The 25,282-nt window shown below is 67.2% G+C and carries 21 protein-coding genes; 13 read left to right on the top strand and 8 right to left on the bottom strand.

Going from position 1 to position 25,282, the window contains the following annotated elements; translation table 11 throughout:
• Both pyrF and rlmB read left to right on the top strand, forming a co-directional pair.
• Positions 1 to 807 (top strand): orotidine-5'-phosphate decarboxylase, encoded by an 807-nt coding sequence (gene pyrF, locus LZC94_18690; protein WXB19249.1) that lies wholly within the window; start codon positions 1 to 3, stop codon positions 805 to 807.
• Positions 808 to 863: 56 nt separating this feature from the next.
• On the top strand, positions 864 to 1,592 hold the full coding sequence (gene rlmB / locus LZC94_18685; GenBank protein ID WXB19248.1) for a 23S rRNA (guanosine(2251)-2'-O)-methyltransferase RlmB: 729 nt from the start codon (positions 864 to 866) through the stop codon (positions 1,590 to 1,592).
• A gap of 149 nt (positions 1,593 to 1,741) precedes the next feature.
• On the opposite strand, the gene LZC94_18680 is transcribed toward rlmB, so the two are convergent.
• Both LZC94_18680 and LZC94_18675 read right to left on the bottom strand, forming a co-directional pair.
• The gene (locus LZC94_18680) at positions 1,742 to 2,293 is read right to left on the bottom strand and encodes a TetR/AcrR family transcriptional regulator (GenBank protein WXB19247.1); all 552 of its coding nucleotides are present in this window, start codon (positions 2,291 to 2,293) and stop codon (positions 1,742 to 1,744) included.
• Positions 2,294 to 2,385: 92 nt separating this feature from the next.
• A complete protein-coding gene (locus LZC94_18675) occupies positions 2,386 to 3,951 on the bottom strand; it encodes a DUF4388 domain-containing protein (GenBank protein WXB19246.1) in 1,566 nt (521 codons plus the stop codon).
• A 107-nt stretch (positions 3,952 to 4,058) separates the two neighbouring features.
• On the opposite strand from LZC94_18675, the gene LZC94_18670 reads away from it, so the two are divergent.
• Genes LZC94_18670 through LZC94_18660 form a run of 3 tightly spaced genes read left to right on the top strand, consistent with a single transcriptional unit; the run spans position 4,059 to position 5,806 of the window.
• Positions 4,059 to 5,129 (top strand): MoxR family ATPase, encoded by a 1,071-nt coding sequence (locus LZC94_18670; GenBank protein ID WXB19245.1) that lies wholly within the window; start codon positions 4,059 to 4,061, stop codon positions 5,127 to 5,129.
• 39 nt (positions 5,130 to 5,168) lie between these two features.
• Positions 5,169 to 5,414 (top strand): type II toxin-antitoxin system prevent-host-death family antitoxin, encoded by a 246-nt coding sequence (locus tag LZC94_18665; protein ID WXB19244.1) that lies wholly within the window; start codon positions 5,169 to 5,171, stop codon positions 5,412 to 5,414.
• The gene (locus LZC94_18660) at positions 5,411 to 5,806 is read left to right on the top strand and encodes a type II toxin-antitoxin system VapC family toxin (protein WXB19243.1); all 396 of its coding nucleotides are present in this window, start codon (positions 5,411 to 5,413) and stop codon (positions 5,804 to 5,806) included. The genes LZC94_18665 and LZC94_18660 overlap by 4 nt, the downstream gene beginning before the upstream one ends.
• A gap of 20 nt (positions 5,807 to 5,826) precedes the next feature.
• Here LZC94_18660 and dnaE read toward each other — a convergent pair whose 3' ends face one another.
• Positions 5,827 to 9,471 (bottom strand): DNA polymerase III subunit alpha, encoded by a 3,645-nt coding sequence (dnaE, locus tag LZC94_18655; protein WXB19242.1) that lies wholly within the window; start codon positions 9,469 to 9,471, stop codon positions 5,827 to 5,829.
• Positions 9,472 to 9,611: 140 nt separating this feature from the next.
• Between dnaE and LZC94_18650 the strand changes: the two genes are divergently transcribed.
• Positions 9,612 to 10,691, top strand: coding sequence for a hypothetical protein (locus tag LZC94_18650; GenBank protein ID WXB19241.1), 1,080 nt, complete (start codon positions 9,612 to 9,614; stop codon positions 10,689 to 10,691).
• A gap of 66 nt (positions 10,692 to 10,757) precedes the next feature.
• Here LZC94_18650 and LZC94_18645 read toward each other — a convergent pair whose 3' ends face one another.
• On the bottom strand, positions 10,758 to 12,329 hold the full coding sequence (locus tag LZC94_18645; GenBank protein ID WXB20211.1) for a GMC family oxidoreductase: 1,572 nt from the start codon (positions 12,327 to 12,329) through the stop codon (positions 10,758 to 10,760).
• The gene (locus LZC94_18640; GenBank protein WXB19240.1) at positions 12,329 to 12,907 is read right to left on the bottom strand and encodes a gluconate 2-dehydrogenase subunit 3 family protein; all 579 of its coding nucleotides are present in this window, start codon (positions 12,905 to 12,907) and stop codon (positions 12,329 to 12,331) included. The genes LZC94_18645 and LZC94_18640 overlap by 1 nt, the downstream gene beginning before the upstream one ends.
• Positions 12,908 to 13,003: 96 nt before the next feature.
• Here LZC94_18640 and coaE point away from each other — a divergent pair, with 96 nt between their 5' ends.
• Positions 13,004 to 13,675, top strand: a complete 672-nt coding sequence (gene coaE / locus LZC94_18635) for a dephospho-CoA kinase (GenBank protein WXB19239.1) — start codon at positions 13,004 to 13,006, stop codon at positions 13,673 to 13,675.
• A gap of 65 nt (positions 13,676 to 13,740) precedes the next feature.
• Positions 13,741 to 15,204 carry a sigma 54-interacting transcriptional regulator gene (locus LZC94_18630; GenBank protein ID WXB19238.1) on the top strand — a complete coding sequence of 488 codons (1,464 nt, stop codon included), beginning with the start codon at positions 13,741 to 13,743 and terminating at the stop codon, positions 15,202 to 15,204.
• A 115-nt stretch (positions 15,205 to 15,319) separates the two neighbouring features.
• Here the strand turns inward: LZC94_18630 and LZC94_18625 are convergent, their stop codons facing one another.
• From LZC94_18625 to LZC94_18615, 3 genes are all read right to left on the bottom strand, one after another.
• Positions 15,320 to 15,952 (bottom strand): hypothetical protein, encoded by a 633-nt coding sequence (locus LZC94_18625; protein WXB19237.1) that lies wholly within the window; start codon positions 15,950 to 15,952, stop codon positions 15,320 to 15,322.
• A gap of 49 nt (positions 15,953 to 16,001) precedes the next feature.
• Positions 16,002 to 16,922 carry a class II glutamine amidotransferase gene (locus tag LZC94_18620; GenBank protein ID WXB19236.1) on the bottom strand — a complete coding sequence of 307 codons (921 nt, stop codon included), beginning with the start codon at positions 16,920 to 16,922 and terminating at the stop codon, positions 16,002 to 16,004.
• A 1,033-nt stretch (positions 16,923 to 17,955) separates the two neighbouring features.
• A complete protein-coding gene (locus tag LZC94_18615) occupies positions 17,956 to 18,783 on the bottom strand; it encodes an SPOR domain-containing protein (GenBank protein ID WXB19235.1) in 828 nt (275 codons plus the stop codon).
• Between the two features lie 71 nt (positions 18,784 to 18,854).
• On the opposite strand from LZC94_18615, the gene LZC94_18610 reads away from it, so the two are divergent.
• From LZC94_18610 to LZC94_18590, 5 genes are all read left to right on the top strand, one after another.
• On the top strand, positions 18,855 to 20,213 hold the full coding sequence (locus LZC94_18610; GenBank protein ID WXB19234.1) for a hypothetical protein: 1,359 nt from the start codon (positions 18,855 to 18,857) through the stop codon (positions 20,211 to 20,213).
• A gap of 170 nt (positions 20,214 to 20,383) precedes the next feature.
• Positions 20,384 to 21,094 carry an Isoquinoline 1-oxidoreductase subunit gene (locus LZC94_18605; protein WXB19233.1) on the top strand — a complete coding sequence of 237 codons (711 nt, stop codon included), beginning with the start codon at positions 20,384 to 20,386 and terminating at the stop codon, positions 21,092 to 21,094.
• Complete coding sequence (locus tag LZC94_18600; GenBank protein WXB19232.1) at positions 21,091 to 21,549, top strand: (2Fe-2S)-binding protein; 459 nt, start codon at positions 21,091 to 21,093, stop codon at positions 21,547 to 21,549. Before LZC94_18605 ends, LZC94_18600 begins: the two co-directional genes overlap by 4 nt.
• Before the next feature lie 5 nt (positions 21,550 to 21,554).
• Positions 21,555 to 23,879: a molybdopterin-dependent oxidoreductase gene (locus tag LZC94_18595; protein ID WXB19231.1), complete on the top strand. Its 2,325-nt coding sequence runs from the start codon at positions 21,555 to 21,557 to the stop codon at positions 23,877 to 23,879.
• A 39-nt stretch (positions 23,880 to 23,918) separates the two neighbouring features.
• Entirely contained in the window at positions 23,919 to 25,280 is a 1,362-nt protein-coding gene (locus LZC94_18590; GenBank protein WXB19230.1) for a purine permease, read from the top strand.
• The last annotated feature ends 2 nt before the right edge of the window (positions 25,281 to 25,282 follow it).

The following is a 25,282-nucleotide window of genomic DNA, read 5'->3' as shown; positions in this document are numbered from 1 at the left end:
GTGATTTCTCCTCCGTCATCCCGATTTCCCGATGGGCGGCTCTCCAGCCGCCTCATTTTCGCCGCCGACTTTGCCGACGTGGACGAGGCGCGGCGTGCCACCTTGGCGCTGCAGCCGCACCTCGGGCTGGTGAAGATCGGGCTGGAGCTCTTCGTGGGGGCAGGTCCCTCGGCGCTGTCTTGGGCGCGCGAGGCGGGGCTGCCCATCTTTCTCGATTTGAAGCTGCACGACATCCCGGCCACCGTGGAGCGGGCCGTCGATCGCGCCATCGCCTTGGGCGCGCGCATGCTCACCGTGCACGCCGCCGGCGGCAAAGAAATGCTGCTCCGCGCCGTGCGCTGCGCCGAGGCCGCGGGCGACACGTGCACCATCGTGGCGGTCACCGTGCTCACCTCCCTCGACGACGGCGATCTGGCCGATCTGGGCGTGGACAGCGACGCGGGGACCCAAGCGCGAAGGCTCGCGCGCCTCGCGTTCGATCAGGGCGTGCGCGCCTTCGTGTGCTCGCCCGAAGAAGTCGCCACCTTGCGCGCGGAGCTCGGGCCGAAGGCCACCCTCATCACCCCCGGCGTTCGTGCGGCCCAAGCCGCGACCCGGGCGCCAGCCGCAGGTGCCAGCAGCAGCGGCGGCGGCGGCAAGGACGATCAAAAGCGCATCGCCACCGCGCGGGAAGCCATTTTGCGCGGGGCCGACTATGTCGTGGTGGGCCGACCCATTCGCGATGCCGCCGATCCAAAGGCGGCCGCCGAGCAGATCGATCGCACGGTGCGCGACGCCCTGGCCGAGGCCGAGGCCATTCGCACGTGAAGGTCCCCTACCTCAAACACAAACCCGCAAAACCCGCCCCACCCATTCCGGACGGGATGCGACTCATCATCGGCATTCAACCGGTGCGCGAGGCCATTCGCTCCGAGGAGCGCGGGCGAAAGCCGCCCGCCAAGATCCTGGTCGACGATCGCGGCTCGCCGCAGCTCGATGCGCTGGCTCGCTTTGCGCACGATCGCGGGATCCCCGTCGAGCGGGTTTCGCGCGCCGACATCGATTGGCACACGCGCGGCGCGCACCATCAAGGTGTGGCGGCCATCGCCCCCGAGCTCCCCATCGTCACCCTCGAAGAGCTCACCTTGGGTCCGCGCGCGCTGGCCCTCGCCCTCGACGAGCTGCAGGATCCGCAAAACTTTGGCGCGGTGCTTCGCTCGGCCGTGGCCTTGGGAACGACGGCGGTCCTCTGGCCCGAGCACAGCTCCGCGCCCCTTAGCCCCGCGACCTTTCGCGCCTCCGCAGGCGCCGTCGAGCACGCCACCCTATGCCGGGTGCAAAGCCTGCCCACGGCGCTCGAGGAGCTCGCCGCGCGCGGCCTCGACGTGGTGGGGCTCGATGCGCACGGCGACGAGCTGCTCCAGGAGGCGACCTTGGAGCTTCCGCTGGTCCTGGTGGTGGGCGCCGAGGGCAAAGGTTTGCGCAAGCCGGTCAAGCAGGCGTGCCGGCGCTTGGTGCGCCTGCCGATGAAGCCTGGCGCGGTCGACTCGCTCAACGCGTCGGTGGCCGCGGCCATCGCGCTCTACGAGATCACACGCCGTCACGGCATCTGACGTTTCGCGGTTCGCGGATGCTCGGGCGCCGTCGCGGCATGTGACGCGCGCCGCCATGGCGGGCGGCGCCCGCGACGAGAGCGGCGCCCGAGGAGCGCCGCTCTTTGCGTCTCGCGCTCGATCGGAGGATCGAACGTCGAACGCGAACACTACGACGGCGAAGAGTTGCCCGGCTGCTTCCGCAGCAGCATCGCGTGGAGCTGCACGCGCAACTGGGCCTTCCGCTCTTCGACGAACGCCGGCTCGAAGGGGTCGATTCCTGCGAACTGCTCCACCACCCCGCCGATGGCGAAGGTGGTCATGTAGAGCGAGAGGCCGCTCAAGATGATGTGGCGCGGCGACAGTTCAGCGAGAAACGTCCCTTCACGCTGGCCTTCCTCGAAGAAGCGCTCGGCGGCCTTGAGGACCGGGAGCCACGTCTCGCCGAAGCGCACTCGGACGAAGGGGCCCCAGTCCATCAGCTCACGGAGAATCAGCCGCGAGGCGGCGACTTGCACCCCGAGGGCGGATACGAAGGAATCGGTCATTCGATCGAGCCGCTCGACGAAGGAGCCCTCCGTCGAGGAGGAGGCCTCGATGATGAGACCACCCAAGTTGGTCACGAGGCGCTCGAAGACCGCGTTGTAGAGGGCGTCTTTGCTGGCGAAATGGTGGAAGAGCGAGGCCTTTCTAAGGCCGACGCTTTCCGCCAGATCGGCCATGCTCGCGCCTTCGTAGCCTCTTTCGGCGAAGAGGCGTGTGGCGGCTTCGAGGATCAAATCGCGGCGACTGGTCGAATTCGGTGCACTCTGGGTCACGGCTGGAGGGCTGCCTGCGGGGGGTTTTCGTGGGTTCGGACCGGCTTGAGCAGCTCGGTAACCGCGTTGACCAGACCCGCTTCGACCTCCCGCGGTAGGAGCGAGCCTGCGTGGAAGAGGGCAAAACCAACATACTCGTGCAACAGCTGCATGAGCCACGCGTCCGGATCATCGCCGGCAATCTTCACCAGATTGCGGGCAACGCGCTCGGGTCGAAACGACCCGTCGGGCAGAGGACCTGCCCCTTGAAAGAGCGCGTCATAGACACCTCCACCGGTCGCGAAGCGCGCAAGGCCATCGCGGAACTCCTGCCCGCGCCTTGCGCCATCTGCGTCGACTTCGTCTACGATCCGATGAATTTCCATGATCCCTGGGTTGAATGCTTCGACGATCGCTTCCGGTCCACGAGGGCGCGGTGCGATCACTTGAACAAAGCCACCGCTCATCAGTTGAAAGACGAGACGAGTGACCTCAAACTCGAGTTGGCCGATACGGCGGCCTATTTCCGCAACGGAGAGCTTTCCATCACAAAGCGCATACACCTCAGCGAGGTTTTCTGGAACCTCGCTTATCGACCGGACGCCTGAATGTCCCCCCCACTGTGCAGATATGTGTGGAGACATGTCGGGAGCGATCTCGGGAGAAACATGGGGCAGATAGCTCGAGCTCGCCATATTGACGCTGCTGTTCGAGCTCGGTGCGCCAGGCGAGCTAGGTGCACTGGATGAACTAGGTGAGCCGAGTGAGTGCATCGAGGTGGCGGAGTTTATGGAAAAATCGCGACCGGATAATCCAAGTGAGCTAGACCCACCATTTACGACATTGGAGCCATTGCTAGACACGCTGGACACACCGGACGAGAGGTACCCAGAACGCACCGGGACGTAGGAATCATTCGGGATCTTCTCACGAAAGAAGCGCATCTCATCCATGCGACGGGCGCCTTCCATCAGCAAGCTGGCTGTATGGAGGTTGCTGCGCCGGAGCAGGCTTTTCTCGTCGTACCGGTCGTAAAAATAGAACATCCCCTCTCCGACCCGAAGTGCACCATAGAAGATTTCTTCAGCTTGGCGCGACATCATTGGGTAAAGCTCTTCCGCGGTAACGAAGTCAAGCTCGATGGCTGCTTCACCTAGTCGCTTTCCGGATGCGTTGGAAACCAAAATCACCCGTTCCAGGTCCTCCCGCGTCAAAACACCAAAGCGGTAGAGCGTCTCTCCCAACCGCTCAGACGGCACGGTACTTGCAGCACTGACGAGCTTTCCAGCGTCGAACGAGAGCGATCGCCAGCCTTCGTCCTCGAGGACCTGGAGCTCACCGCGCCAGCTGGATTGGGCGATGAGCGCGACCACATCGCAGAGCGCTCCCGGCGTCCGGATCTCCCCTGCGAGCTTGAGGACGGGAGCGTTGTCCTCTTCGCTGCGCATCACGATGAGGTTCTTTGGGCTTGGCAACGCTCGCCATTCGCCGGCGCGCGAGCGGAGCTGCTGGCTTGCGGTGCGGCCAACGGGATGAACCGTTCCCGTCACATCGACGCGGAGCAGATCTTCACGATCCGACATTTTTTCGTGAGGATAACCAAGGACACGCGAAGTGTGTGAACTTTGAGCCGTCCTCCCCGACAAAAGCGTCCTCGACCGTGAAAAATCCCGACAAAAATGCCCCTTTTGTGGCACCGACCGCGACGGACGAACCCGCGCACCCGGCGCCCCCCGTTGCCCCGCGGCCTCCCTCGCCTGCCTCGCCCTCCTCACCTTTTGCGCCCATCTTGCCTACGGGGCCGACGTCCACCACGCAGGCATCCACCTCGGCGCCGGCGTCGGCCCGCCTGGGTGCGGAGCGCGTGAAGAACGCGACGGAGCTCGAGCAGGTGCTTCGGCGCGCGGGCTACCTTCCCGATGCACGGCTCGCGCTGACCGTGTGGCTGGCGCTCTCGCTCGACAAGCCGCTGATGCTCGAGGGCCCGGCGGGGGTCGGCAAGACGGATCTCGCGCGCGCGTTGAGCGAAGGCCTCGGCCGTCCTTTGGTGCGTCTGCAGTGCTACGAGGGCCTGGACGAGGGCAAGGCGCTCTACGAGTGGGACTACGCGAAGCAAATGCTCTACACGCAGCTCCTTCGCGACGCGGTCTCGCGCCAGACGGAGCATGCGGGCTCCTTGGGCGAGGCCGTCGACCGCCTGGCGGCGGGCGACGATGCGTTTTTCAGCCCACGTTTTCTCATCGCCCGCCCGCTTTTGCGCGCGCTCACCAGCGAGCATCCCGCGGTGCTCCTCATCGACGAAGTCGACCGCGCCGATCCCGAGTTCGAGGCTTTCCTCCTCGAAATCCTGGCCGAGCGCCAGGTGACGATCCCCGAGCTCGGCACCATCCGCGCCAAGCACGCGCCCCTGGTCCTCCTGACGACCAACGCCACCCGCGACATGACCGACGCCCTTCGAAGGCGCTGCCTTCACGCGTTCGTCGACTACCCTCCCCCGTCGCGCGAGCTGGCCATCTTGGAGCTGCGCGTGCCCGGTATCTCCAAGGCCCTCGCGTCGGAGCTCGCGCGGATCGCCGGCGAGGTGCGCAAGATGGATTTGCGCAAGGCGCCGAGCATCGCGGAGACCATCGACTGGGCGCGCGCGCTGGTGCTCCTGGGCGCGAGCGCGCTCGATCCGGAGCTCGCGCGCGCGACGTTGGGGGCGCTGCTCAAGCACGAGGAGGATCGGGTCAAGGTGGAGGCGAAGTTGGGGAAATCGTGAGAAGTTGACCACGGGTCGTCAGGTGGCCATATTTCTTCGATGGCCGCCAACATCCTCTCGGCTTCGCAGTTCCAGAGCCAGTGCCTCGAGCTCCTCGATACGGTCGAGCGCACCGGTGAAGACATCGTCATTACGAAGCATGGCCGCCCCATCGCCCGTCTCGCTCCCCTCGAAGCGAAGAAGGAGAGCGCGTTCGGCTCGGTCAAAGGGAAGATCCTGGGCGACATCGTTGGCCCCATCCTCACGGAAGAGGAGTGGACGTTCGACGCCGACAACGTCAAATGATCGTGCTCGACACGCACACGCTCGTCTGGTTTCTGCTCGGCAATCCGCAGCTCGGCAAGGGCGCCACGCGCATCATCGATCGAAATATCGGGCGGAGCGCTTTGGTCAGCGCCATCTCGTTCTGTGAGATCGCGGCTCTCGCGAAAAGAGGGCGCGTCGCTCTCGAGATCACCGCGCGGGATTTTCGCGACCACGCGATGAACGTGGGGTTCATCGAGAAGCCGGTGGACGGCGTCATCGCCATCGAGGCGGTCGCGCTCGCGTTCGCGCATCGCGACCCCGCGGATCGTCTCATCGTGGCAACCGCTTGCTCGCTCGGGGCCGCGCTGATGACAGCAGACCAGGTGCTTCTCGATGCCGGCGTGGTGCAGACGGTCGACGCGAGGCTATAGGAAAGCGTCGCGCAAGGCGGCTAAATCTCCGCGACCTGCTCGCCAAAAACCCGCTCCAACCCCGACAGCAGCGGATCGCTCACGTCGACCCGGTAGTCGCGGAGGGAGAGGACGGCTTCGGCGCCGTCGGGGAGGGTTAGAACGACGGTGACGGGGCACGCGCCTTGGCTTTCGGTGAAGAGGCGCTTCATTTCGTCGAGGTCGGAGGGCCGGGTGCGCTCGGCGCGCAGGCGGATGGTCATGCGCTCGGTGTGGCTCGACACGACCTTGGAGAGGGGCTCGACCTCGTTGAGGAAGATGGTCGGCTCGCGGTTGGCGTCGTCGTCTTCCTCGGGGGCGTCGTCGTCGCGGCGCGGGAAGCTCACCTTGCCGGTGACGACCAAGGGCTCGCCGCCGGTGAGGAGCTGCGCGTAGGACTCGATCTCGCGGCCGCGCACCTTGACATTGACCCGGCCCGAGGGGTCTTCCAGCTCGAAGAAGGCGATTTTGGCGGCACCCGCCGAGGGCTTGCCGCCGTTTTTGTCGCGCAAGATCTTCTCGCGGTAGCCCTCGACCATGCCGCAGAGGCGCACCTTGGCCCAGTCATCCATGCCGGCGCAGTCGGCGCAGAGATTGAGCTCGTGGCGCCCGTAGGCCGCCTTGTCGCGCAAATAGCGCTCGACCGGGTGCCCCGACACGTAGAAGCCCAAGGATTGGCGCTCGCGGACCAGCATTTCCTTCTGGTCCCACGCGGCCGCGTCCACGTAGTCGCCCGCGCTCTGCGAGGAGCGCGCGGTGCCGTGCCCGTTGGAGCCGTTGGTGGCCGCGCGCGGCGCCGCGTCGAAGAGGCCGAAGAGGTTCGTCTGGCCCCGCTCGCGATCGCGGCTGGCGGCGCGCGAACGCTCCAGCGCGATGTCGATGGAGGCAAAGGCGCGGGCCCGGGAGATGCCCAAGGTCTTGAGGGAGGTGTCGAACGCCCCGCACTGCACCAGCGCCTCGAGCACGCTGCGGTTGATCTTCTTCGCGTCGACCCGGGCGCCGAAGTCGAACAGGTCGGCGAAGGGACCGCCGGCCGCGCGCGCCTCGAACAAGGTCTCCAGCGCGGCGCCGCCGACCCCGCGCACCGCGCCCAGCCCGAAGCGGATCTGCGGCCCCAGCGGATCGCGGACCTTGTCGCGCGACGAGAGCTTTTTGTTCCCCTCGGGGTGCGTGTAGACGACCTTGAAGTCGGTGTCGCTCTCGTTGATGTCGGGCGACAGAACGGTCACGTCCAAGGAGCGCGCGTCGGCGATGGTGCGCACCACCTTCTCGATGCGCTCTTTGTCGCTGGTCATGATCGCGCAAAGGAGCTCGGCCGGGTAATGCGCTTTCAGGTAAGCCGTTTGGTACGTGATGAGCGCGTAGGCCGCGCTGTGCGACTTGTTGAAGCCGTAGCCCGCGAAGTACTCGAGCAGCCCGAAGATGCGCTCGGCGTCCTCCTGCAGAACGCCCTTTTTCAGCGCGCCCTCGACGAAGATGCCCTTTTGCTTGGCCATCTCCTCGGGCTTCTTCTTGCCCATGGCGCGGCGGAGCAGGTCGGCGCCGCCGAGGCTGTAGCCCGCCAGCGCCTGCGCGATCTGCATGACCTGCTCCTGGTAGACGATGACGCCGTAGGTCGGCTTGAGCAGCTCGTCGACCAGCTCGTGCATGGTCCCGATGGGGGCGCGGCCGTGCTTGCGGTTGACGAAGTCCTGCACCATGCCCGTGCCGAGCGGACCGGGACGGTAGAGGGCCACGGCGGCGACGATGTCTTCGAACGAGTCGGCCTTGAGGTCCTTGAAGAGCTGCTGCATGCCGCTCGACTCGAGCTGGAACACGCCCTTGGTTTCGCCCGATCCCAAGAGCGCGTAGGTGGCCTTGTCGTCGAGGGGCACGGTGGACGGATCGAACACCTTGTTCTGCCGCTTGATGTCCGGGCGCGCGTTGATCAGCTTCGTGGCGATGTCGATGACGGTGAGGGTCTTGAGGCCGAGGAAGTCGAACTTGACCAGGCCCGCCTGCTCGACGTCGTCCTTGTAATACTGCGTGACATAGGCGCCCGTCTTCTCGTCGCGGAAGACCGGCACGTGGTCCCAGAGCGGGCCCTCGCTGATGACGATGCCCGCCGCGTGCTTGCCCGCGTGCCGCGTGAGGCCCTCGAGCTTGCGCGACTGGTCGACCAGCTCTTTGGTGGTGGCCTCCGTCTCGTAGCGCGCTTTGAGCTTGGGCTCGACCTCGAGGCTCTCGGCGATGGTGTACGTCTCGGCCGGGGATTTGCGCGGGATCAGGTTGGCCAGGGCCTGCGCCTCGATGGGCGTGATGGCCATGGCGCGCGCCACGTCCTTGATGACGCTCTTGGCCTTGAGCTCGGCGAACGTCGCGATCTGGCCCACGCTGGTCTCGCCGTAGCGCTTCTGCACGTAGGCGATGACCTGGTCGCGCCGGTCCATGCAGAAGTCGACGTCGAAGTCGGGCATGCTGACGCGCTCGGGGTTCAGGAAGCGCTCGAACAGCAGGTTGTACGGGATGGGATCGAGGTCGGTGATGCGCATGGCGTAGGCCACGATCGACCCCGCGCCCGAGCCGCGGCCAGGCCCAACCGGGATGCCGTTCTCCTTGGCGTAGCGGATGAAGTCCCAGACGATGAGGAAGTAGCCCGGGAACTTCATCTTGCTGATGACGTCCAGCTCGAGCTCGAGGCGCGCCCGATAGGCCTCGCGATCGGGCGTCTTGCCCAGGGCTTCGAGCTCGCGGAAGCGCGTCCCCAGCCCCTCGCGGGCCACGTGGCGGAAGTAGCCCTCGGTGTCGAAGCCCTCGGGCACCTGGAAGCTCGGGAGCATCGGCTCGCCGAGCTTCAACTTGATGGCCGCCCGCTCCGCGATCTGCAAGGTGTTGCGGATGGCCTCCGGCCAGGCGGAGAACTGCGCGGCCATCTCGGCCGGCGACTTCAGGTACATCTCGCTCGAGCCGTGGTGGCGCTCCTTGGCCTCCGCGTACGAGCGCCCCGACTTGATGCACGAGAGATAGAGGTGCGCCTCGGCGTCGTCGCGCGAGGCGTAGTGGACGTCGTTGGTGGCCACCAGCGGCAGGTCGAGCTTGCGCGCGTTCTCAATCATGATTTCGTTGAGAACGGGCTGCTCGATCAAACCGTGATCCTGCAGCTCCACGAACAGGCTCCCCGGCTCGAAGATGTCGCGCAGCTTGGCCAGGGACTCGAGGCCGGCCGCCGGCCCCTCTTCGAGGACCCGCTGCGGGACCAGGCCGCCCATGCAGCCGGTGAGCGCGATCAGCCCCTTCGAGTGATCGGCGATGTCCGAGAGGCGAACGCACGTGTGCCCGGGGGGGCCGGCCGGATCGGGATCGACATGGCCGCGCGAGACGAGCCAGACCAGGTTCTTGTACCCCTCGGGCGAGGCCGCCAAGAGCGGCAGGTGCCGGCTGTGGCGCCCGTCGGTGACATCGATCTCACACCCCAGGATGGCGGCGACCCCCGCCTCCTTGGCCGCCTTGTAAAAGGAAATCGCGCCGAACATGTTGGCGTGGTCGGTGACGGCCACGGCCTTCATCCCCGCCCCAACCACGCGCTTTACCAGGTCTTTCACCTTCACGGCGCCGTCCAGCATCGAGTACTGGGTGTGGACGTGAAGGTGAACAAACTCGTCGGCCATCGCCACCGCACGTAGCACGGCCGGCACCGTCGGTCACAGCTAGCAATTTACGGACGAGGAGCGGGCGGTTTGCCCCGCCGATGCATCGAAGGGTAGAGTTCGCCGACTTTGTGGCCAGGTGGGCGGTGGAGGCATTCGACATGAAGCACACGCGCACGTTCAGGGTTCTGGGCCTTGCATCCTTGGTGGCCGGGCTTGCAGGGACGTTGCTTTTCGGTGGGTGCAGCAGCGACGACAGCAAATCTCCGCCCTCCGGTGGGGATGGCAAGGTCCACCCGCCCGCTCGTCCGAGCGGCGCCTCTTCGTCTGCGTCGACCGAAGAGCGAAATTTCGCGCTTCAAAAATTGTTCCTCGGGCACACCGACCCCTCCGGTGCGACGAACCCGATCGCGTGGCAAAAGCACGGCTACGATCTGGACGACAAAATCACCACCAAGACGTCGACCGATGTGTGCAAGGTGGTCGGGGACAAGGGCATTCAAGAAGACGGTCCGGGGGGTGTGGACAACTCCTTCGGAAAAAATGTGCTGCCGCTTTTGCGCTTGGTCCTCTCCAGCGCCGAGACGGACATCAACGGGGCCATCACCGACGGCTCCTTCACGGCCCTGCTCGATGTAAAGGGGCTGACCAACGATCCCAAGCAGACCGCCACGGGTGTGAGCGCCAAGTTGTACGGCGGGGCGAAGTTCTCGGGCACGCCAACCTTTGGCCCCAGCGACAACTGGCCGGTGCTCTACGAGTCCGTTCACAACGGGGACGTGAACAGCCCCAAGGTGCAGTTTTCCGACGGGTACATCAACGGGGGCGTGTGGGTGAACGGGGGCGCGGGGGACGTGATCTTGTCCCTCTCGATCGCGCAAGGAAAATTGGCGATCCGCATCCAGCGGGCCATCGTCACCTTCGAGCACAGCGCCCCGGGCGAAGCGACCAACGGCATCATCGCCGGCGTGATCGACACGGAGGAGTTCATCGACGCCCTCAAGCCGGTGCTCGCCGGCTTCAATGGCTGCGGCGCCCTTGCTACCGTCGCCGATCGCATTCGCGCCACCTCCGACATCCTCTCCGACGGGTCGAACCGCCCGGACACGGCATGCAACGGGATTTCCGTGGGCATCGGCTTTACCGCCAAGCAAATCGCGCTGCCCAAGGACGTGGCGGCCCCGATTCCGCCGGTCTCGGGGGATCCTTGCGCAGAGCCGAAGGACGCGGGGCGGGATTGATTCTTTGAAAAAGCGTTCCCGCTCGCGACCTGGCGGCTAAAAACAGCGTTCCCCGGGCGGCTCGAATCACCCCTTCGCCCGCGCCACCATGTGCCGCGACAGGTGCAGCGCGAGCGCGTAAATCCCGATTTGCGGCGGACCGCCGATGCTCGTTGGAAAGAGCGAGCCATCGGCCACGAACAACCCCCGAACCTGGTGGTGCTCGCCGGTGGGCCCCACCACGCTTCGCGCGGGGTCGGTGCCCAGGCGCATGCTGCCCATGGGGTGCACCGCGCTGAGCGGGAGATGGTGCGGCCGCACGAACGCCATGTCGACGCGGTCGAGCTCGCGCGCATCGCGGGTGCGCAAGGGGAAGACGGCGGGGACGACGACCTCCTTCGCGCCGGCGGCAAAGAGGATGCGGCCGCACGCGACGATGCCCTTCGCGAGCTGCACCCGGTCCGACTCGCCGAGCTCGTAGCGAAGCTGCGGGCGGCCGCCGTTGCGCCCGTCGCGCAGAAGCACGCGCCCCTCGCTCTCGTCGTGGACCATGGCCGTGAGCACCGCCAGCTTGCGGTACGCGCGCATGGCCCGCATGTGCGCGGCGCCAAAGCCAGGGAGCAGCGCGGCGGTGGCGATGGGGTGCCCGAAGGCTGGAACGATCCAGACGCGGCGATCGCTGCCCGGCTCGAACGAGAGGTGCTCCGTGCACTCGTACGACTGGGGGATGCCGTCGAAGCCGTCGAGCTCCCGGTCGAAGACTCCGGCGACGAGCGCCGCCGGGTGCAGATGCAGCCCGCGCCCCAGCTGATCGTGCGGATCGGGCAGCCCGCTGGCGAGGGCCAACGCCGCCGAGCCGGTGGCGCTCCCCGCGAGCACCACCACCCGCGTGCGAATGCGGACGTGGGCGATCATCGCGCCCCGTTCGTCGAGGGCGACGCCCTCCACCCCGGTGACCGCGCCGCCGTCGACCTGGATCTCCGTGACCTTGATGTCGGCATAGACATGCGCGCCGGCGGCTGCGGCCTGGGGCAGAACGACCTTGAGCGCGTTTTGCTTGGCGTCGTAGCTGCACCCCAGCTCGCAGAACCCGCTGCGCTGGCAGCCGATGCGATTGTGCTGCAGCGGACCGCCGCGCCAGCCGAGCTTCTCGATCCCGATGCGCAGCACCTCGTTGTTCGCGTTGCGATCGGAGGGGCCCATGGTGCTTACGCCGAGCTCCGACTCGATCTGCGCAAACACCGGCGCGAGCGCCTCGGGCCGCAGATCGTGAAGACCGAGCCGCTCGCTCCACGCGTTCAAAATGGGATCGGGGATGCGCTTGCAGAGGTTCGTGTTGTGGATGGTGCTGCCGCCCACGCCGCGCCCTTGCAGAACGCGGATGGCCATGTCCTCGGTGGTGCGCCCGCCCATCTCTTGAAAGAGGAGCGCGAGCATCTGCTCCTCGCGCTGGTTGAAGTCCGCCGCCGTGTGGTAGCCGCCCTCCTCGAGGCCCACCACATCGACGCCGGCGCGCGCCAGCTCGCGCAGCGCGATGGAGCCTCCTGCGCCCATCCCGACCACCACCGCGCCGGCGTCGAGCGCGAGATCGGCGCGCAGATCGCGGCCGCGCGTGACGAAGGATTTTTCCGCCAGCCGGAGCTCCACCCCGCGCACCATCACCCTCCGTCCCTTTCCTTCCCCGCGCCCTCCGGACGATTCAACCATGGCCCCGGGTAGCCCGCGATCCGCCAGGTGCGGGGATCGCGGTAGTACCCCATGAAGACCAACGCCTTGAGCCCCTGGAAGCCGGCGCGCAAGAGGGGCATGTCCGAGGTCTCGAGCGAGGCGAGCACGCGATCCTGGTCGGCCGGGGCCAAGCGCGAAAAGCGCGAGCCCAGCTGGAGACAAAGTGGCGCCAAATGCTCCAGGTAGGCGAAAAAGCGGAAGAGATCCCGGCGCATGTCCTCGGGTAGCTTGGCGCCGTACGCGTCGATGAAACCGGCCACATCCGTTTCGTCGGTCGTGGGAACGACATCAGCGCTTTCGTCGGATGCGGCCATACGTCGAGCCGCTTGCTCCACCACGATGAGCTGCCAGGCGGAGAGGGAGAGAAGCGAGCGTTCTCGCTCGGGCGCGATCGCATAACCGCGTGTGCGGAAGAACGCCACCACCGAGCCGGTGGCGAGAAGGGCGCCACCGACGACGCCCAGTTGGAGAAGGAACCGACGTCGATTCACCAGACCATTAGAGCGCATCGGGACATTGTCCGCCTACAAGGACACTGGACAAAGCCGCTCCCCTTGTCTTGCTCTTGTCTTGCGCTTCGTCGCGCTCCCTGCGATACCGCAAGAGTGATCCTTTTTGGCCTGACCGGTGGTCTCGCCTCGGGCAAGAGCGCGGTCGCCGCGAGACTGCGCGCCCACCGACTCCCCGTCATCGACGCCGATGCGCTCGCGCGCGACGTGGTGGCCCCGGGCTCCTCGGGGCTCGCGGCCATCGTGCGAGCCTTCGGGCCCGAGGTGCTCACCGCCGAAGGAGCGCTCGACCGTCCCAAGGTGGCGGGCATCGTGTTCTCCGACCCCGAAAAACGGCGCGTCTTGAACGGCATCGTGCACCCGCGCATCGGGGCGCTCACGGCCGAGCGCGCGCGGGCGCTGGAGGAGCAAGGCGAGCCGCTCGCTTGCTACGAGGCCGCGCTGCTGGTCGAGAATGGGCTCGCGGATGCATTTCGTCCGCTGGTGGTGGTGGCGGCAACGCCCTCGTTGCAGCTCGCGCGCGCGGTGGCGCGCGATGGGGAGAGCGCGGAGCAGGTGCGGCTTCGGCTCGCAGCGCAGATGCCGCTGGAGGCAAAAGTCGCGGTGGCCGACTTCGTTATCCACAACACGGGGACCCTCGACGAGTTGAACGGCGATACCGACCGAGTGTTCGCCACAATCTGTGCACGCGCGGGCATCGATGGCGCGCGTTACGGCATCTCGCCGAATTTGGCCAATGCCACGCCCGATCCGGGGCGGCCATCCTAGTTTGCGGGGACCATGCATACCGAACCGAGAAGACGGCGTGCCAAGGTGATAGGCTTTGGAGGAAAATGAGCGGTGGCGGTCCTCTGAACAAGCACATGACCGGCGTCTCCTCTTCGTACCATGGCGAAGGGGCACCGGAACGGGCGGCGGGGGAGACCACGGGAACGACACACCCCGGATTGGTGCTGCTCTACGCCCCGAACTTCGAACAATTCCACCCCGCGTATGTGTTCACGGTGCCCGAGCTGATCATCGGGCGCGATGCCACGAACCCCATCTGTGTCCCCGAGCAAGCCGTGAGCCGGCAGCATGCGCGCATCTCGTACCTGGATGGGCGCTGGATCCTCTCCGATCTGGGGAGCCGCAACGGCACCATGGTCGGCGGGCGCTTCGTGGGCGAGCATGCGCTGGGGCACCTCGACGAGATCCGGGTGGGCGACGCCATCTTCAAGTTCGTGGCCGGCGGCGCGGAGCACTACGTGCGCCACCGGATCGACGGCGCCATCTTTGGTGAGAGGCGCGCGCACCACCTCGCCGAGCTGGTGGGCGGCTGCCAGATGGACTTCATCGCCGGCGACGTCGAGCGCATCGCCCCCACCGAGCTCTCGTGCATGGTGCTGGGTGAGACGGGCACCGGAAAAGAAGTGGTCGCGCGCGGCATCCACCGGCTCTCCGGTCGGCGGGGCTCGTTTCAAGCGATCAACTGCGCGGCCATCCCGCACAACCTGCTCGAGAGCGAACTGTTCGGATACCGGCGCGGCGCGTTCTCCGGCGCCGATCGCGATAAGCCGGGCTTGGTGAAGCTGGCCGACGGCGGAACCTTGTTCCTCGACGAGATCGGCGACATGCCGCTGGAGGCGCAGGCCAAGCTGCTGCGCGTGCTGCAGATGCGCGAGGTCTTTCCGCTGGGCGGAACGACGGCCGACAAAGTCGACATCCGCGTGGTTTGCGCCACGCACCGCGATCTGTACACCTTGGTGCGCGACGGCCGCTTTCGCGGCGATCTCTTCGCGCGGCTCAACGAGCACGCGGTCCGCTTGCCGCCCCTTCGCGAGCGCAAAGAGGACGTGCTGCTCCTGGCCCGAAGCTTCGCGACCCGCTACGGGGCACCGCGGCTCTCGTTCACCTTCAGCGTCCTGGTGGCGCTGATGCACTACAACTGGCCCTTCAACGTGCGCGAGCTGGAGAGCTGCATCAAGCGGGGCATCGCGCTCTGCGGCGGCTCGGTGCTCGACGCCCCACAGCTCCCCGACGCCATCGCCGAGTTCATGAAGGGCTACGGCGCGCGCACCTCCATCGATTCGCTCGGGCCGCTCTCGCACGGTGGCCCTCCGCCGCCGTTCTCGAGTCAGCCCATCAGCCAGGCGCTACCAAGCCGCCGGGGTGCGCCCACCGAGGACGAGCTGCGCGAGCTGCTCACGCGCCACCGCGGAAACATCGCAGCGGTCGGGCGGGAGCTCGGAAAGGAGCGCATGCAGGTGCATCGCTGGCTCAAGAAGTACAACATCGATCACGAGAAGTACCGCTGAAGGACGCCGACGTCGTAGGGCGTCTTCATGTCTTTCGGACGGTCGCGGGCTCCGCCCTTCGAAACCCTTCGGGTCGAGCCTCCGAGCCGTTGGACATACCCGCTGATTTTCGAGCCTACGGCGCGTCTTCTTCGGCGAGACCCGCGATGCGGTATCGCTCGCCATCGCGGCGCAGCAGCATCAGGATCACATCGCCGAAGTATCGCTCGCCGGCCACGCGCGCAGCCGCAACCGGGATGCGCAGGAGAACATCGGCGTCGCGCATCTCGGCCGGACGCGCCGGTACGCCGAAGCTGCTCGAGCTGCTCGAGCTGCTCGAGCTTCCGGCGCTTCCGAGGTTCTGTGCCGTGTAGCGCTCGATGGCGTCGAAGTCGATCACCTCGGTGCCGACCAGCTTTGCGTAGTCGAGGTTGCGGAAGCGGGCGCGCCATGCGTCCACGATGGCGGAGCGCGAACGCGGGCCCTTGGCGTCGAGGGCGACGGCGTCGAAGGCGAGCAGTTGGATCAGGCCGTCGACGTCCTCGTGCTGAAACGCCGTCACATACGTGCGCACCACGTCGAAGAGCGCCTCGTCGCCCAACGGCTCGCGCAGCGCCACCACCCCGCGGGCGGCGACCCGATCCACGGCCAGCGGGATCGCGGCCGGTGGATCGAGCACCACCCCATCGGGCCTTCGTGGCGCGGGCTGGGCCTCCGGCCCCGTTACGGCTGTGACGGGGACCGACCGGCAGCCCGCCCCCGCCGCCACCAGAAAAACCAGAAGCCCCAGCGAAACGCCTAACGCCGCGACAGCAATGTCAGAGGGTCTCGATTTTCGGCTCGTCCCCACGCGTAAGGGTGACGATGGCACGTTCGGGGATCTTCTTCCAGCGTACCAAGCTGGCCTTGGTCGACTCGGGACCTGACAGCAGCGGTTTTCCACCGAGCGAGCTGCTCGGGGCAACCAAATCGTCCATGTCGCTGGCGAGGAGGACGAAGTGCATCTGGGCAAGCTCGGGGGCGCGGCGACGAAGCTGCAGATCGTCACCGATGAGCGCGTCCGCGTCGGCTTTGCCGGCGAACTGCCGGTAGGCCATGGCATCGTTGCGGTGCAGAGCCACAATCACATCGCCGTTGGTGACCACGATGTTGAGTGCGCCCGGCTCGGCCCCGATCTCGGCCGTCATCCCGTCGACCACCGAGAGCGTGGACCGCAACGCGTCGCGCACCACGGATTCGTCGATGCTCAAATCCTCGAGGCGGCCGGCGTCGTGCAGAAAGGAAAGGAACACGTGGAAGACGATCTCCGCGTCGGTCTCCCCGCGGATGCCGCCGCGCAAGAAATCGGGCACGCTGGCGGCGAGGCGCTCTTTGATGCCGTCGAAGCGCGATACGGTGCCGGTCTGGGCAAAGAGCCACTGGCGGTAGCGAAAGGGATGCGTGTTTTCCGTGCGGAGCGATCCGACGGTCGCTTGCCGTACCTGACCGATCAGGATGTCGGCCCGGACATCGTGCGCGTTCTTGGCCACATCGATCTCGGGGCGATCGTCGATGGGGCGGCGGCGAATGAGCACCTCACCGCCTTGGTAAAAGCCCATGCCCCAGCCGAGGGGCACATGGGCACGCCCCGGCATGTCCGGCGTGGCGCGGGCATGCACGCGCAGGGCGTCTGCCTCGGAGGCGAGAACGCGTGCGGCGAGATCCGCGCGATTGCCGATGAGTCCGAACAGCCTTGCCATGGGGGTCTCTCTTTCTCCTGCCAGTACGTGAACCGGTTTCCCCCTCTTAGACCTTACGTAGTGCCCCCACGCCCGCGCTACTTTTCATTGAGAAAAGGTGGGACATGAGGCGACGTTCCTCTCCCGAAATGCGGGTTGCAGATTTGAAACGTCGTCGTGCACTTCGCGTGGTGCGAAGGCCGATGACGGCCTCACTGGGGGCGTTTGGCCGCGCAACGTCATCTGCAAGGAACGTAAAGGGTTGAACCCAACGCGCCGCGGCGGCGCGAGATGCCGACACGTCGAAGGGTTCCGCAAACGATAATTCGTATAGTGCCAAAAACGAACAGCAACGTAGAGGTGCACTCTCCGTACCAGTTTATGCCCTAGGCGAGTCGCCTTCGCATCGGGCTGGTTCTCGATCGGGTTCGAGGCCCGGTTCTCACGGGGTCTCATTGGGTGGTTCGTGCTTCGAGCCATCCTTTTCACGATTTCGATCAACCCGCCGAACGTGTGCTTCCAACCTCACCGGAGGTTTCGACGCTCTTTGAACCAACGCTGTGCGAACCCCGGAGGCTGGCCGGTTGCGTCGGCAAGCTTTGACCGTGGCGGCTGTGCGTGGAAGACCGCGCAAGAGTGTCGATTGTGCGACGGGTGCGACGTTGGGCTCTTCGTTCCATTTCCCTCCCCGCGGCTCGCACGCACCACGGCGAGACCGCTGCAAGCACAAGCCCGACTGCCCATAACGGCAACGGCATATCCGGCATCATGCTCTCTCTATCGGCACCGTCAATGTGCTGCATGCCTCCCGCTTCGATCATGGCCGGATCGCAGGCGAGGCGTCATGGCGCAAGCCTATCGACCGAGCGCGCAGAAGTTGCGTGAGGCGACATCGGACCGTCACGTTGCGGGTTTCATGTCGAAATTCCGAACGCGTAAGGAAAAATCGAAAACTGCCGGCAAACGGCGAAACCGAGAACCTACGAAACCGACGCGCGCGCGGTGGCGTGCACGGCCGTCCAATGAACGTCGGACGCGGCAAGGCGCGTGACGGTCACTCGGCGTCGGCCTCTTGGGGCTTCATCACGAATGGCACGACGTGCTCTTTCGCCTCGAAGCGGGAACGATACTGCGCTGCCGCTTGCTGGCTCCCAAACGGGCCGACGCGGACCCGATACCAGGTGCCCCGACCCGGCACGTGCGCCTCGCGGACGTAAGCCTTGTGGCCGCGCGCCCGCAGCTGGTCGGCGAACCGCGCAGCCTCGTCGCGGGCGCGAAAAGAGCTGATCTGCAGCTGGTATCCCCCCTCGCGTCCGACCGGTACCGATGGCGCCGCCGGCTGACCGATCTGGCCCGATTCGCTGGCCACCCGGGTCAGCGCATCGCGGGGGCGCGTCACCACCGGCGAAGCCTCGAGCACGGCTTGCGCCGGAAGCGACACGCCGGGCATGGGGCCCGCGGGAAGGGACGCCATCGGCGCGCCTGCGTCGCGCGCATCCTGCGCACCGGCGACGAAGCGCGCGCTGTTGCCGCGCACGGCGGCGAGGGCGGTGGTGGGGCGATCCTTGTCGCTGAGGATGCCGGGAAATGTGACCTCGTGCGAGCCGAGATCGGTCGGCTTGGCGGTGTAGGGCGCGCCCGAGTTGGCTGCGCGCGCATGCTGCGCCACCAGATCGCCCAGGGGATCGACATAGGTGGGCGCGCTCGACTTGCGACCCGAGAGCGCCGCGACGGCGAAGACGATGCACGCGCCGCCCAGCGCCAAGAAGGTCAGGGTGATGCCGAGGGGGGTCTTCTCCTCCGGCGCCGGATCGGAGCCTTCGTGGTGCTCGCCGTCGCGTCCGTCGGCGTTCGTGGTGGATGGATGCGATCCCGGCTCCATGCTTTCCTGGTTCTTCCCTTCGGTAGCGCTGCCTTCTCATTTGGGCCAATTTTTCTGCTACACCCGCGGGTGTGATTCCTCGCGCCTCGTTCTCTGCGTTTGCCGTCCCCGTTGCTCTCGCGCTGGGCGCGGTGGCGGCGTGCAGCTCCAAGGAGGAGGTCACCCTTGCGCTCTCCACCGGCGGTGAGTCGGAGGTGTTCTCCCGCGAGCCGGCGCCCGCGAAGCTCGTGGTCGACGCCATCGACGTGTCCACCGGGGCCGTGACCAACCTGACCACCGTCGCCCTGCCCGCATCGAACGTCGATCTGGGCGACCAAAACACCACGCCGCTGATTCGCGTGCGCGCCAACGCCGTCGACGCGGCCGGGCGGGTGCTGGTGACGGGGACGTCGGTGGCCGTGCAGCTCGGGGCGCTCGAAGGGCGCACGTTGCCCATCTTCGTGCAGCGCACCTCCGAGCTCGCCCGCATGCCCGCGCCGCTCGACGACACGCGCGAGGCGCCCCTCTTGGCCTCCGTGTCGGACCGTTACCTCATCGTGGCCGGCGGCGCGAACCCTGCGAACGCCACCAAGACGCAGATCTACGATTTCGCCAGCCTGGCGCCGCTGGAGAAGCCGCCCACCTTGCCGCGCGCGCCCAAGAGCCTCGCGGCGCGCGGCGCGTCGCTGCTCCTCGTCGACGATGCCGGGGCGACCGAGTTTTCGCTGGCCGATTCGGCCTCGCGCGATCTGACGGCGCCCGAGGGCGGGACCTTCGCCGAGGTGTCCGGGGGCGCGACCGTGCGGGCGCCCGATGGATCTCTCTACATCGTCGGGGGCACGCGCACCGGCGCGCCGACGGCGCGCGTGCTCAAGATTGGAGCCGATGGATCGATGGCCTTTGCGTCGTTGATCACGGCGCGCGCGGGCGCCGCGGCGGTCTGGGCCCCCGGGCGCGGCCTGGTCGTGGCCGGCGGGAGCGAGGCCGGCGCGGGCATCGAGCTCTTGGCGGCGGGGGCCACGGCGACCACGGCCCTTCCCTACCCCGCCGACGCCGTGCGGGGTGCGGCCGCGGCGGCGCTCGATGGCGCGCGCATCGTGCTCGGCGGCGGGCTCGCCCCGGCGGATGCGAGCACCCCGGCCGCGGCGAACGGAGCCCCTACCCGGCTGATCGATCTGGGGTGCACCGCCAACTGCAAGGCCGTGGTGTGGGACGCGGCCAAGCTCCCCACGGCGCTGACCTTCGCGCAAGCGTTCGAGCTGGGCACGGACGCGGCGTTGGTGGTCGGGGACGATGCGACCGGGCTTAGCCATGCATTCCGGATCGCGCAGCAGGGCGCGACCGAAATTCCATTCAAGGTTGCGCACCGCGGTGTGCGGGGCGTGCGCGTCAATCCGCCGGCCATCACCTTCGCGGGCGGCCATGGCACCCTCGAATCGTTTGCGCCTTAGCGTTGGCGTTCGGAGCGTTTGGCGTCGATTGTACGCGCTCCAATGCGGCCTGGAACGACCACCGAGGTGAAGTTCGAGCGCCCTCTAAAGTCGATATTTTCGTAGCATTTTCGGATCGCGGAGCATCGGAAAATGCTCCAATCGGCCGGATGTTTTCCCGACGCGCTACCATGCTCAGAGGGCTGCTCGCAGGGCGCGGGCGACCCGAGTTGCGGCTCGCCGCGATCTGCACCTTCGGCACCTTTGGCGTTCTCGCAGCTCTCGCGGCTTCGTCCGCCGGGTGCGGAGGTTCGTCGCAGGAGCCGGCGGCGACGCCCTCCGTTCCCCTGACCGCGGCCCCGGCCGACGGGCTCCGTCCGCCGGAGGCCTTCGCCGGCATCTCCGATCGCGAGGACCGCTCGCGCGCGCTCTTCGCCGAGGCGGGCCGCGTGCTCCTTCACCCACGATGCGTCAACTGCCACCCCGCGGGCGATTCGCCGCACCAGCGCGACGCGATGCTCCTGCACGATCCTCCGGTCACGCGCGGCCCCGCCGATCAGGGCGTGGTGGGCATGGCGTGCGGCTCGTGCCACCAGGACAAGAACCCCGAGCTGGCGCGGGTGCCGGGGGCACCGAACTGGCACCTGGCGCCCAAGAGCATGGCGTGGGAGGGCCGCTCGCTCGGCGCCATTTGCGAGCAGGTGAAGGATCGCGCGCGCAACGGGGGCAAGAGCCTGCAAGCGATCGCCGACCACGCGGCGCACGATCCCTTGGTGGCGTGGGGTTGGGCGCCCGGCGCGGATCGCGCCCCCGCGCCGGGATCGCAGGCGAAGTTTGGAGCGCTCGTCAGCGCATGGATCGAGACGGGCGCCGTGTGTCCAAAAGAGGAGGCAACGCGATGACGGAGTTGGTCGTACGGGTCAATGGTACGGAGCAAAAGCTCGACGTCGATCCCGAGATGCCCCTGCTCTGGGCTCTTCGCGACGTGATCGGCCTCACGGGCACCAAGTACGGCTGCGGGCAAGCGCTCTGCGGCGCGTGCGTCGTTCACTTGAACGGCGAGCCCGTGCGCGCGTGCGTCACCCCGGTGCGGCGCGCGGCCGGGGGCGCGGTCGTCACCATCGAGGGGCTCTCGCCCGACGGGAACCACCCGCTGCAGCGCGCCTGGGTGGAGCTGGGGGTGCCGCAGTGCGGGTTCTGCCAGGCGGGGCAGATCATGAGCGCCGCGGCGCTGCTGGCGAAGAAGCCGCGCCCGACCGACGCGGAGATCGATGAATCGCTGGCCGGCAATTTGTGCCGCTGCGGAACCTATACCCGCATCCGCGCCGCCGTTCGCAAGGCGGCAGGGAACCCGTGAGCGCGATGAACACCGAACGAGAGCGCAGTCCGATGCAAATGGTGGTCATTCCGCGGCGATCGTTCCTCGCCGCGCTGGGTTTGGCGGTGGGAACGCTCGCCGTCGGGCTCGCCCCCTCCGAGGCGCGGGCCGAGCTCCCGGCCGTGCCGCCCGGCGTGGCGCCGCAGCTGCCGAAGGGCGACGGCGGCATCACGCCCAACGTGTTCGTGCATGTCGCGCCGGATGGCACGGTGACCGTGGTTTGCCACCGCTCCGAGATGGGCCAAGGCATCCGAAGCTCCCTGCCGGTGCTCATCGCCGACGAGCTGGGCGCCGACATGGCCAAGGTGAAGATCGTCCAGGGCGATGGCGCCGAAGATCTCTACGGCGATCAGAACACCGACGGCTCGCGCAGCGTGCGCGGGGCCTACGATGACATGCGCCAGGTCGGCGCCGCCGCGCGCATGCTGCTGATCGCCGCCGCCGCCAAGAAGTGGAACGTGCCGGCCGCCGGGTGCGAGGCCCGCGATCACGCGGTGGTGCACAAGGCCAGCAAGCGCACCTTGGGCTTTGGCGAGCTAGCTGCGCTGGCGGCCAAGCTGCCGGCGCCCAAGGCCAAGGAGATCGTGCTCCGCCCCAAGTCCGAGCTCCGCCGCGTGGGCGGCCCGCTGCCGCTCATCGACGGGCCGGACATCGTCACCGGGCGCGCCGTCTTCGGCGCCGACGTGCGCCTCCCGGGCATGCTCACCGCGGTGATCGCGCGGCCCCCGGTGGTGGGCGGCAAGGTGGCGCGCTACGACGCCGCGCGCGCCAAGGCCACCCCCGGCGTGAAGCGCATCCTCGACATGCCGGCGCTGCCCGCGGGGCCGCCGGGCTTCCACCCCTTGGGCGGGGTGGCGGTGGTGGCCGACAACACCTGGTCCGCCCTGCGCGGCCGCGCGGCGCTCGACATCACCTGGACCGCGGGCGAAAACGCCTCGTACGACTCCACCCGCTACCGCGACACATTGCTCGCGTCGGTGCGCGCGCCCGGCAAGCCCGTTCGCAAGGTGGGCGACGTCGACCTCGCGCTGGCCAAGGCCGCCAAGAAGATCGAGGCGGAGTACCACGTCCCGCACCTCTCGCAGGCGCCGATGGAGCCGCCGGCGGCGGTGGCCAAGGTCGACGCCAACGGCTGCGAGGTGTGGGCGTGCACGCAAGATCCGCAGACGGCGCGCACCGAGGTGGCCACCGCGCTCGGCTTGGATCCCAAGCGCGTGACCATCCACGTCACCTTCCTCGGCGGCGGGTTCGGCCGCAAATCCAAGCCGGACTTCATCGTCGAGGCGGCCCTCCTCGCGCGCGCGGCCGGCGTGCCCGTGCGCCTGATCTGGGCGCGCGAAGACGACATTCGCCATGGCTACTTCCACTCCACGTGCACCCAGCGCATCACCGCGGGGCTCGACGAGAAGGGCAAGGTCATCGGCTGGCTCCATCGCACCGCCTTCCCCTCGATCGAGGCCACCTTCGAGCCGAACAGGACGCACGGCTCCGCGGGCGAGCTCGCGCAGGGCGTGCTCGATTGGCCGCTCGACATCCCCAACGTTCGCGCCGAAGTGTGCGAGGCGCGCGCGCACGTGCGCATCGGGTGGATGCGCTCCGTGCACAACATCAACCACGCCTTTGCGATGAGCAGCTTCATCGACGAGATCGCGCACCAACGCGGCCAGGATCCGCGCGACGTCCTGCTCGAGGTGATCGGCCCCCCCCGCCGCATGGGCCTCAAAGAGCTGGGGACCGAGAAGCTCCGCAACTACGGCGAGTCGCTCGAGCGGCACCCGGTCGACAGCGGTCGCCTTCGCCGGGTGGTCGAGCGGGTCACCGAGCTCTCGAAGTGGTCGGAACATCGAACCAAGTCGGGCACCCCAACGCGCGCGCTGGGGCTCGCCGCACACCGCAGCTTCGTCACCTACGTCGCCGTAGTTGCAGCGGTCGTGAAGGACTCCGCCGGCAAAATCCGGGTCGACGAGGTGTGGCTCGTGGCGGATCCCGGCACCATCGTCAACCTCGATCGGGTCAAATCGCAGCTGGAAGGCGCGGTGGTCTTCGGGATGAGCATCGCCCTGCACGGCGCCATCACCATGCGCGAGGGCGCCGTCGAACAATCCAACTTCCGCGACTACCAAATTGCGCGCATCGGGGAGATACCGCGCCAAATTCATGTCGAGGTCCTCCCCAGCGACGGCCTACCCGGCGGGGTTGGCGAGCCGGGCGTCCCCCCCGTCGCACCCGCCATCGCCAATGCGGTATTCGCGCTCACCGGCAAGCGCATCCGGGAGCTCCCCCTCTCGCGTGCCGGGCTCGTGGCCTAGCCTCTTTCGCAAAAGCGCCTTTCGCGTAGTCTGCCCGTTATGCAGGCACACGACGCGCGCGTACTGCACCCCGTGGACGAAATGCTCCCCTTCGGAGCGCTCTTCCTCTACGGGTTGCAGCACGTGCTGGCGATGTACGCGGGGGCTGTAGCGGTTCCGCTCATTTTATCGAACGCGATCGGGCTCACCCACGAGCAAACGATCTACCTGATCAACGCCGACCTGTTCACGTGCGGGATCGCCACGTTGATCCAAACCTTGGGGCTCTGGAAGCTCCCCATCGGCATGAAGATCCCGCTCATCCAGGGGTGCACCTTCGTGGCCGTGACCCCGATGATCCTCATCGGCAAAGAGCACGGCCTGCCCGCCATTTACGGCTCCATCCTGGTGGCGGGGACGGCCACCGTCTTTCTCAGCCCGTACATGGGAAAGCTCCTGGCGTTCTTTCCGCCGGTGGTGAGCGGGACGATCATCACCATCGTGGGCGTCTCCCTCCTCCCCGTCGCCGTGAACTGGGCCGCCGGAGGCAACCCGCACGCACCCGACTACGGCGATCCCCGCTACGCCGTGCTGGCGTTCGTGGTGCTCGTCTTCATCTTGCTCATCTACCGGTTTGCGTCGGGGTTCATCGCGAACATCGCGGTGATGCTGGGGCTCGTGTTCGGCACCCTCGTCTCGATCCCGCTCGGCTTTACCCACTTTGCAAAGGTGGCCGACGCGGGCTGGCTCGGCATCACCACGCCCTTCAAGTACGGTTGGCCCACCTTCCAGGTGAGCGCCATTCTATCGATGCTCCTGGTGATGCTGATCACGATGACCGAGACCACCGGCTCCATGCTGGCCGCCGGCGAGATCGTGGGAAAGCCCGTCTCCAAAGACGATTTGACCCGAGGGCTGCGGGCCGATGGCTTTTCGACGGTGATCGGGGGGATCCTCAATGCATTTCCCTACACGGCATTCTCGCAGAACATTGGACTACTGGGTTTGACCGGCGTGAAGAGCCGCTTTGCGGTGTCGGCGGCCGGTGTCATTTTGATGGTGTTGGGGCTCTTTCCCAAGCTCGCCGCGGTGGTGGCGGCCATCCCCACACCGGTGCTCGGTGGAGCTGGGCTCGCGCTGTTTGGAATGGTGGGCGCGAGCGGGATTCAGATGCTCGTCAAAGTGGATTTTCGCTCGGGGCACAACCTGATGGTGATTGCGCTGAGCCTTGGATTTGGACTAATCCCGCTGGGAAATCCGCATTTCTACGATAAATTCCCGTCCTGGCTCCAGCTGATCCTGCATAGCGGCATCACCGCCGGCAGCATCGCGGCCATCGTCCTGAACCTCTTCTTGAATGGCGTCAAACCGGCCGCGATGGAAACCCGAGCCTTGGCCGCAGACCCCAGCAACGCCGAGTGAAC

Source organism: Sorangiineae bacterium MSr11954 (genome assembly GCA_037157815.1).
GTDB lineage: Bacteria > Myxococcota_A > Polyangia > Polyangiales > Polyangiaceae > Pendulispora > Pendulispora albinea.
The sequence above is the reverse complement of the archived record's forward strand: the minus strand, read 5'-3'. Positions and strand labels throughout refer to the sequence as shown.

Coding starts and splice junctions, on each gene's coding strand:
- LZC94_18595 (WXB19231.1), top strand. CDS start 21,555: ATGAACACCGAACGAGAGCGCAGTCCGATGCAAATGGTGGTCATTCCG.
- LZC94_18645 (WXB20211.1), bottom strand. CDS start 12,329: ATGGTGCGCGGGGTGGAGCTCCGGCTGGCGGAAAAATCCTTCGTCACG.
- LZC94_18660 (WXB19243.1), top strand. CDS start 5,411: ATGATCGTGCTCGACACGCACACGCTCGTCTGGTTTCTGCTCGGCAAT.
- LZC94_18600 (WXB19232.1), top strand. CDS start 21,091: ATGACGGAGTTGGTCGTACGGGTCAATGGTACGGAGCAAAAGCTCGAC.
- rlmB (WXB19248.1), top strand. CDS start 864: ATGCGACTCATCATCGGCATTCAACCGGTGCGCGAGGCCATTCGCTCC.
- LZC94_18590 (WXB19230.1), top strand. CDS start 23,919: ATGCAGGCACACGACGCGCGCGTACTGCACCCCGTGGACGAAATGCTC.
- LZC94_18615 (WXB19235.1), bottom strand. CDS start 18,783: ATGGAGCCGGGATCGCATCCATCCACCACGAACGCCGACGGACGCGAC.
- LZC94_18605 (WXB19233.1), top strand. CDS start 20,384: ATGCTCAGAGGGCTGCTCGCAGGGCGCGGGCGACCCGAGTTGCGGCTC.
- LZC94_18675 (WXB19246.1), bottom strand. CDS start 3,951: ATGTCGGATCGTGAAGATCTGCTCCGCGTCGATGTGACGGGAACGGTT.
- LZC94_18650 (WXB19241.1), top strand. CDS start 9,612: ATGAAGCACACGCGCACGTTCAGGGTTCTGGGCCTTGCATCCTTGGTG.
- LZC94_18680 (WXB19247.1), bottom strand. CDS start 2,293: ATGGCCGATCTGGCGGAAAGCGTCGGCCTTAGAAAGGCCTCGCTCTTC.
- LZC94_18630 (WXB19238.1), top strand. CDS start 13,741: ATGAGCGGTGGCGGTCCTCTGAACAAGCACATGACCGGCGTCTCCTCT.
- dnaE (WXB19242.1), bottom strand. CDS start 9,471: ATGGCCGACGAGTTTGTTCACCTTCACGTCCACACCCAGTACTCGATG.
- LZC94_18665 (WXB19244.1), top strand. CDS start 5,169: ATGGCCGCCAACATCCTCTCGGCTTCGCAGTTCCAGAGCCAGTGCCTC.
- LZC94_18620 (WXB19236.1), bottom strand. CDS start 16,922: ATGGCAAGGCTGTTCGGACTCATCGGCAATCGCGCGGATCTCGCCGCA.
- LZC94_18640 (WXB19240.1), bottom strand. CDS start 12,907: ATGCGCTCTAATGGTCTGGTGAATCGACGTCGGTTCCTTCTCCAACTG.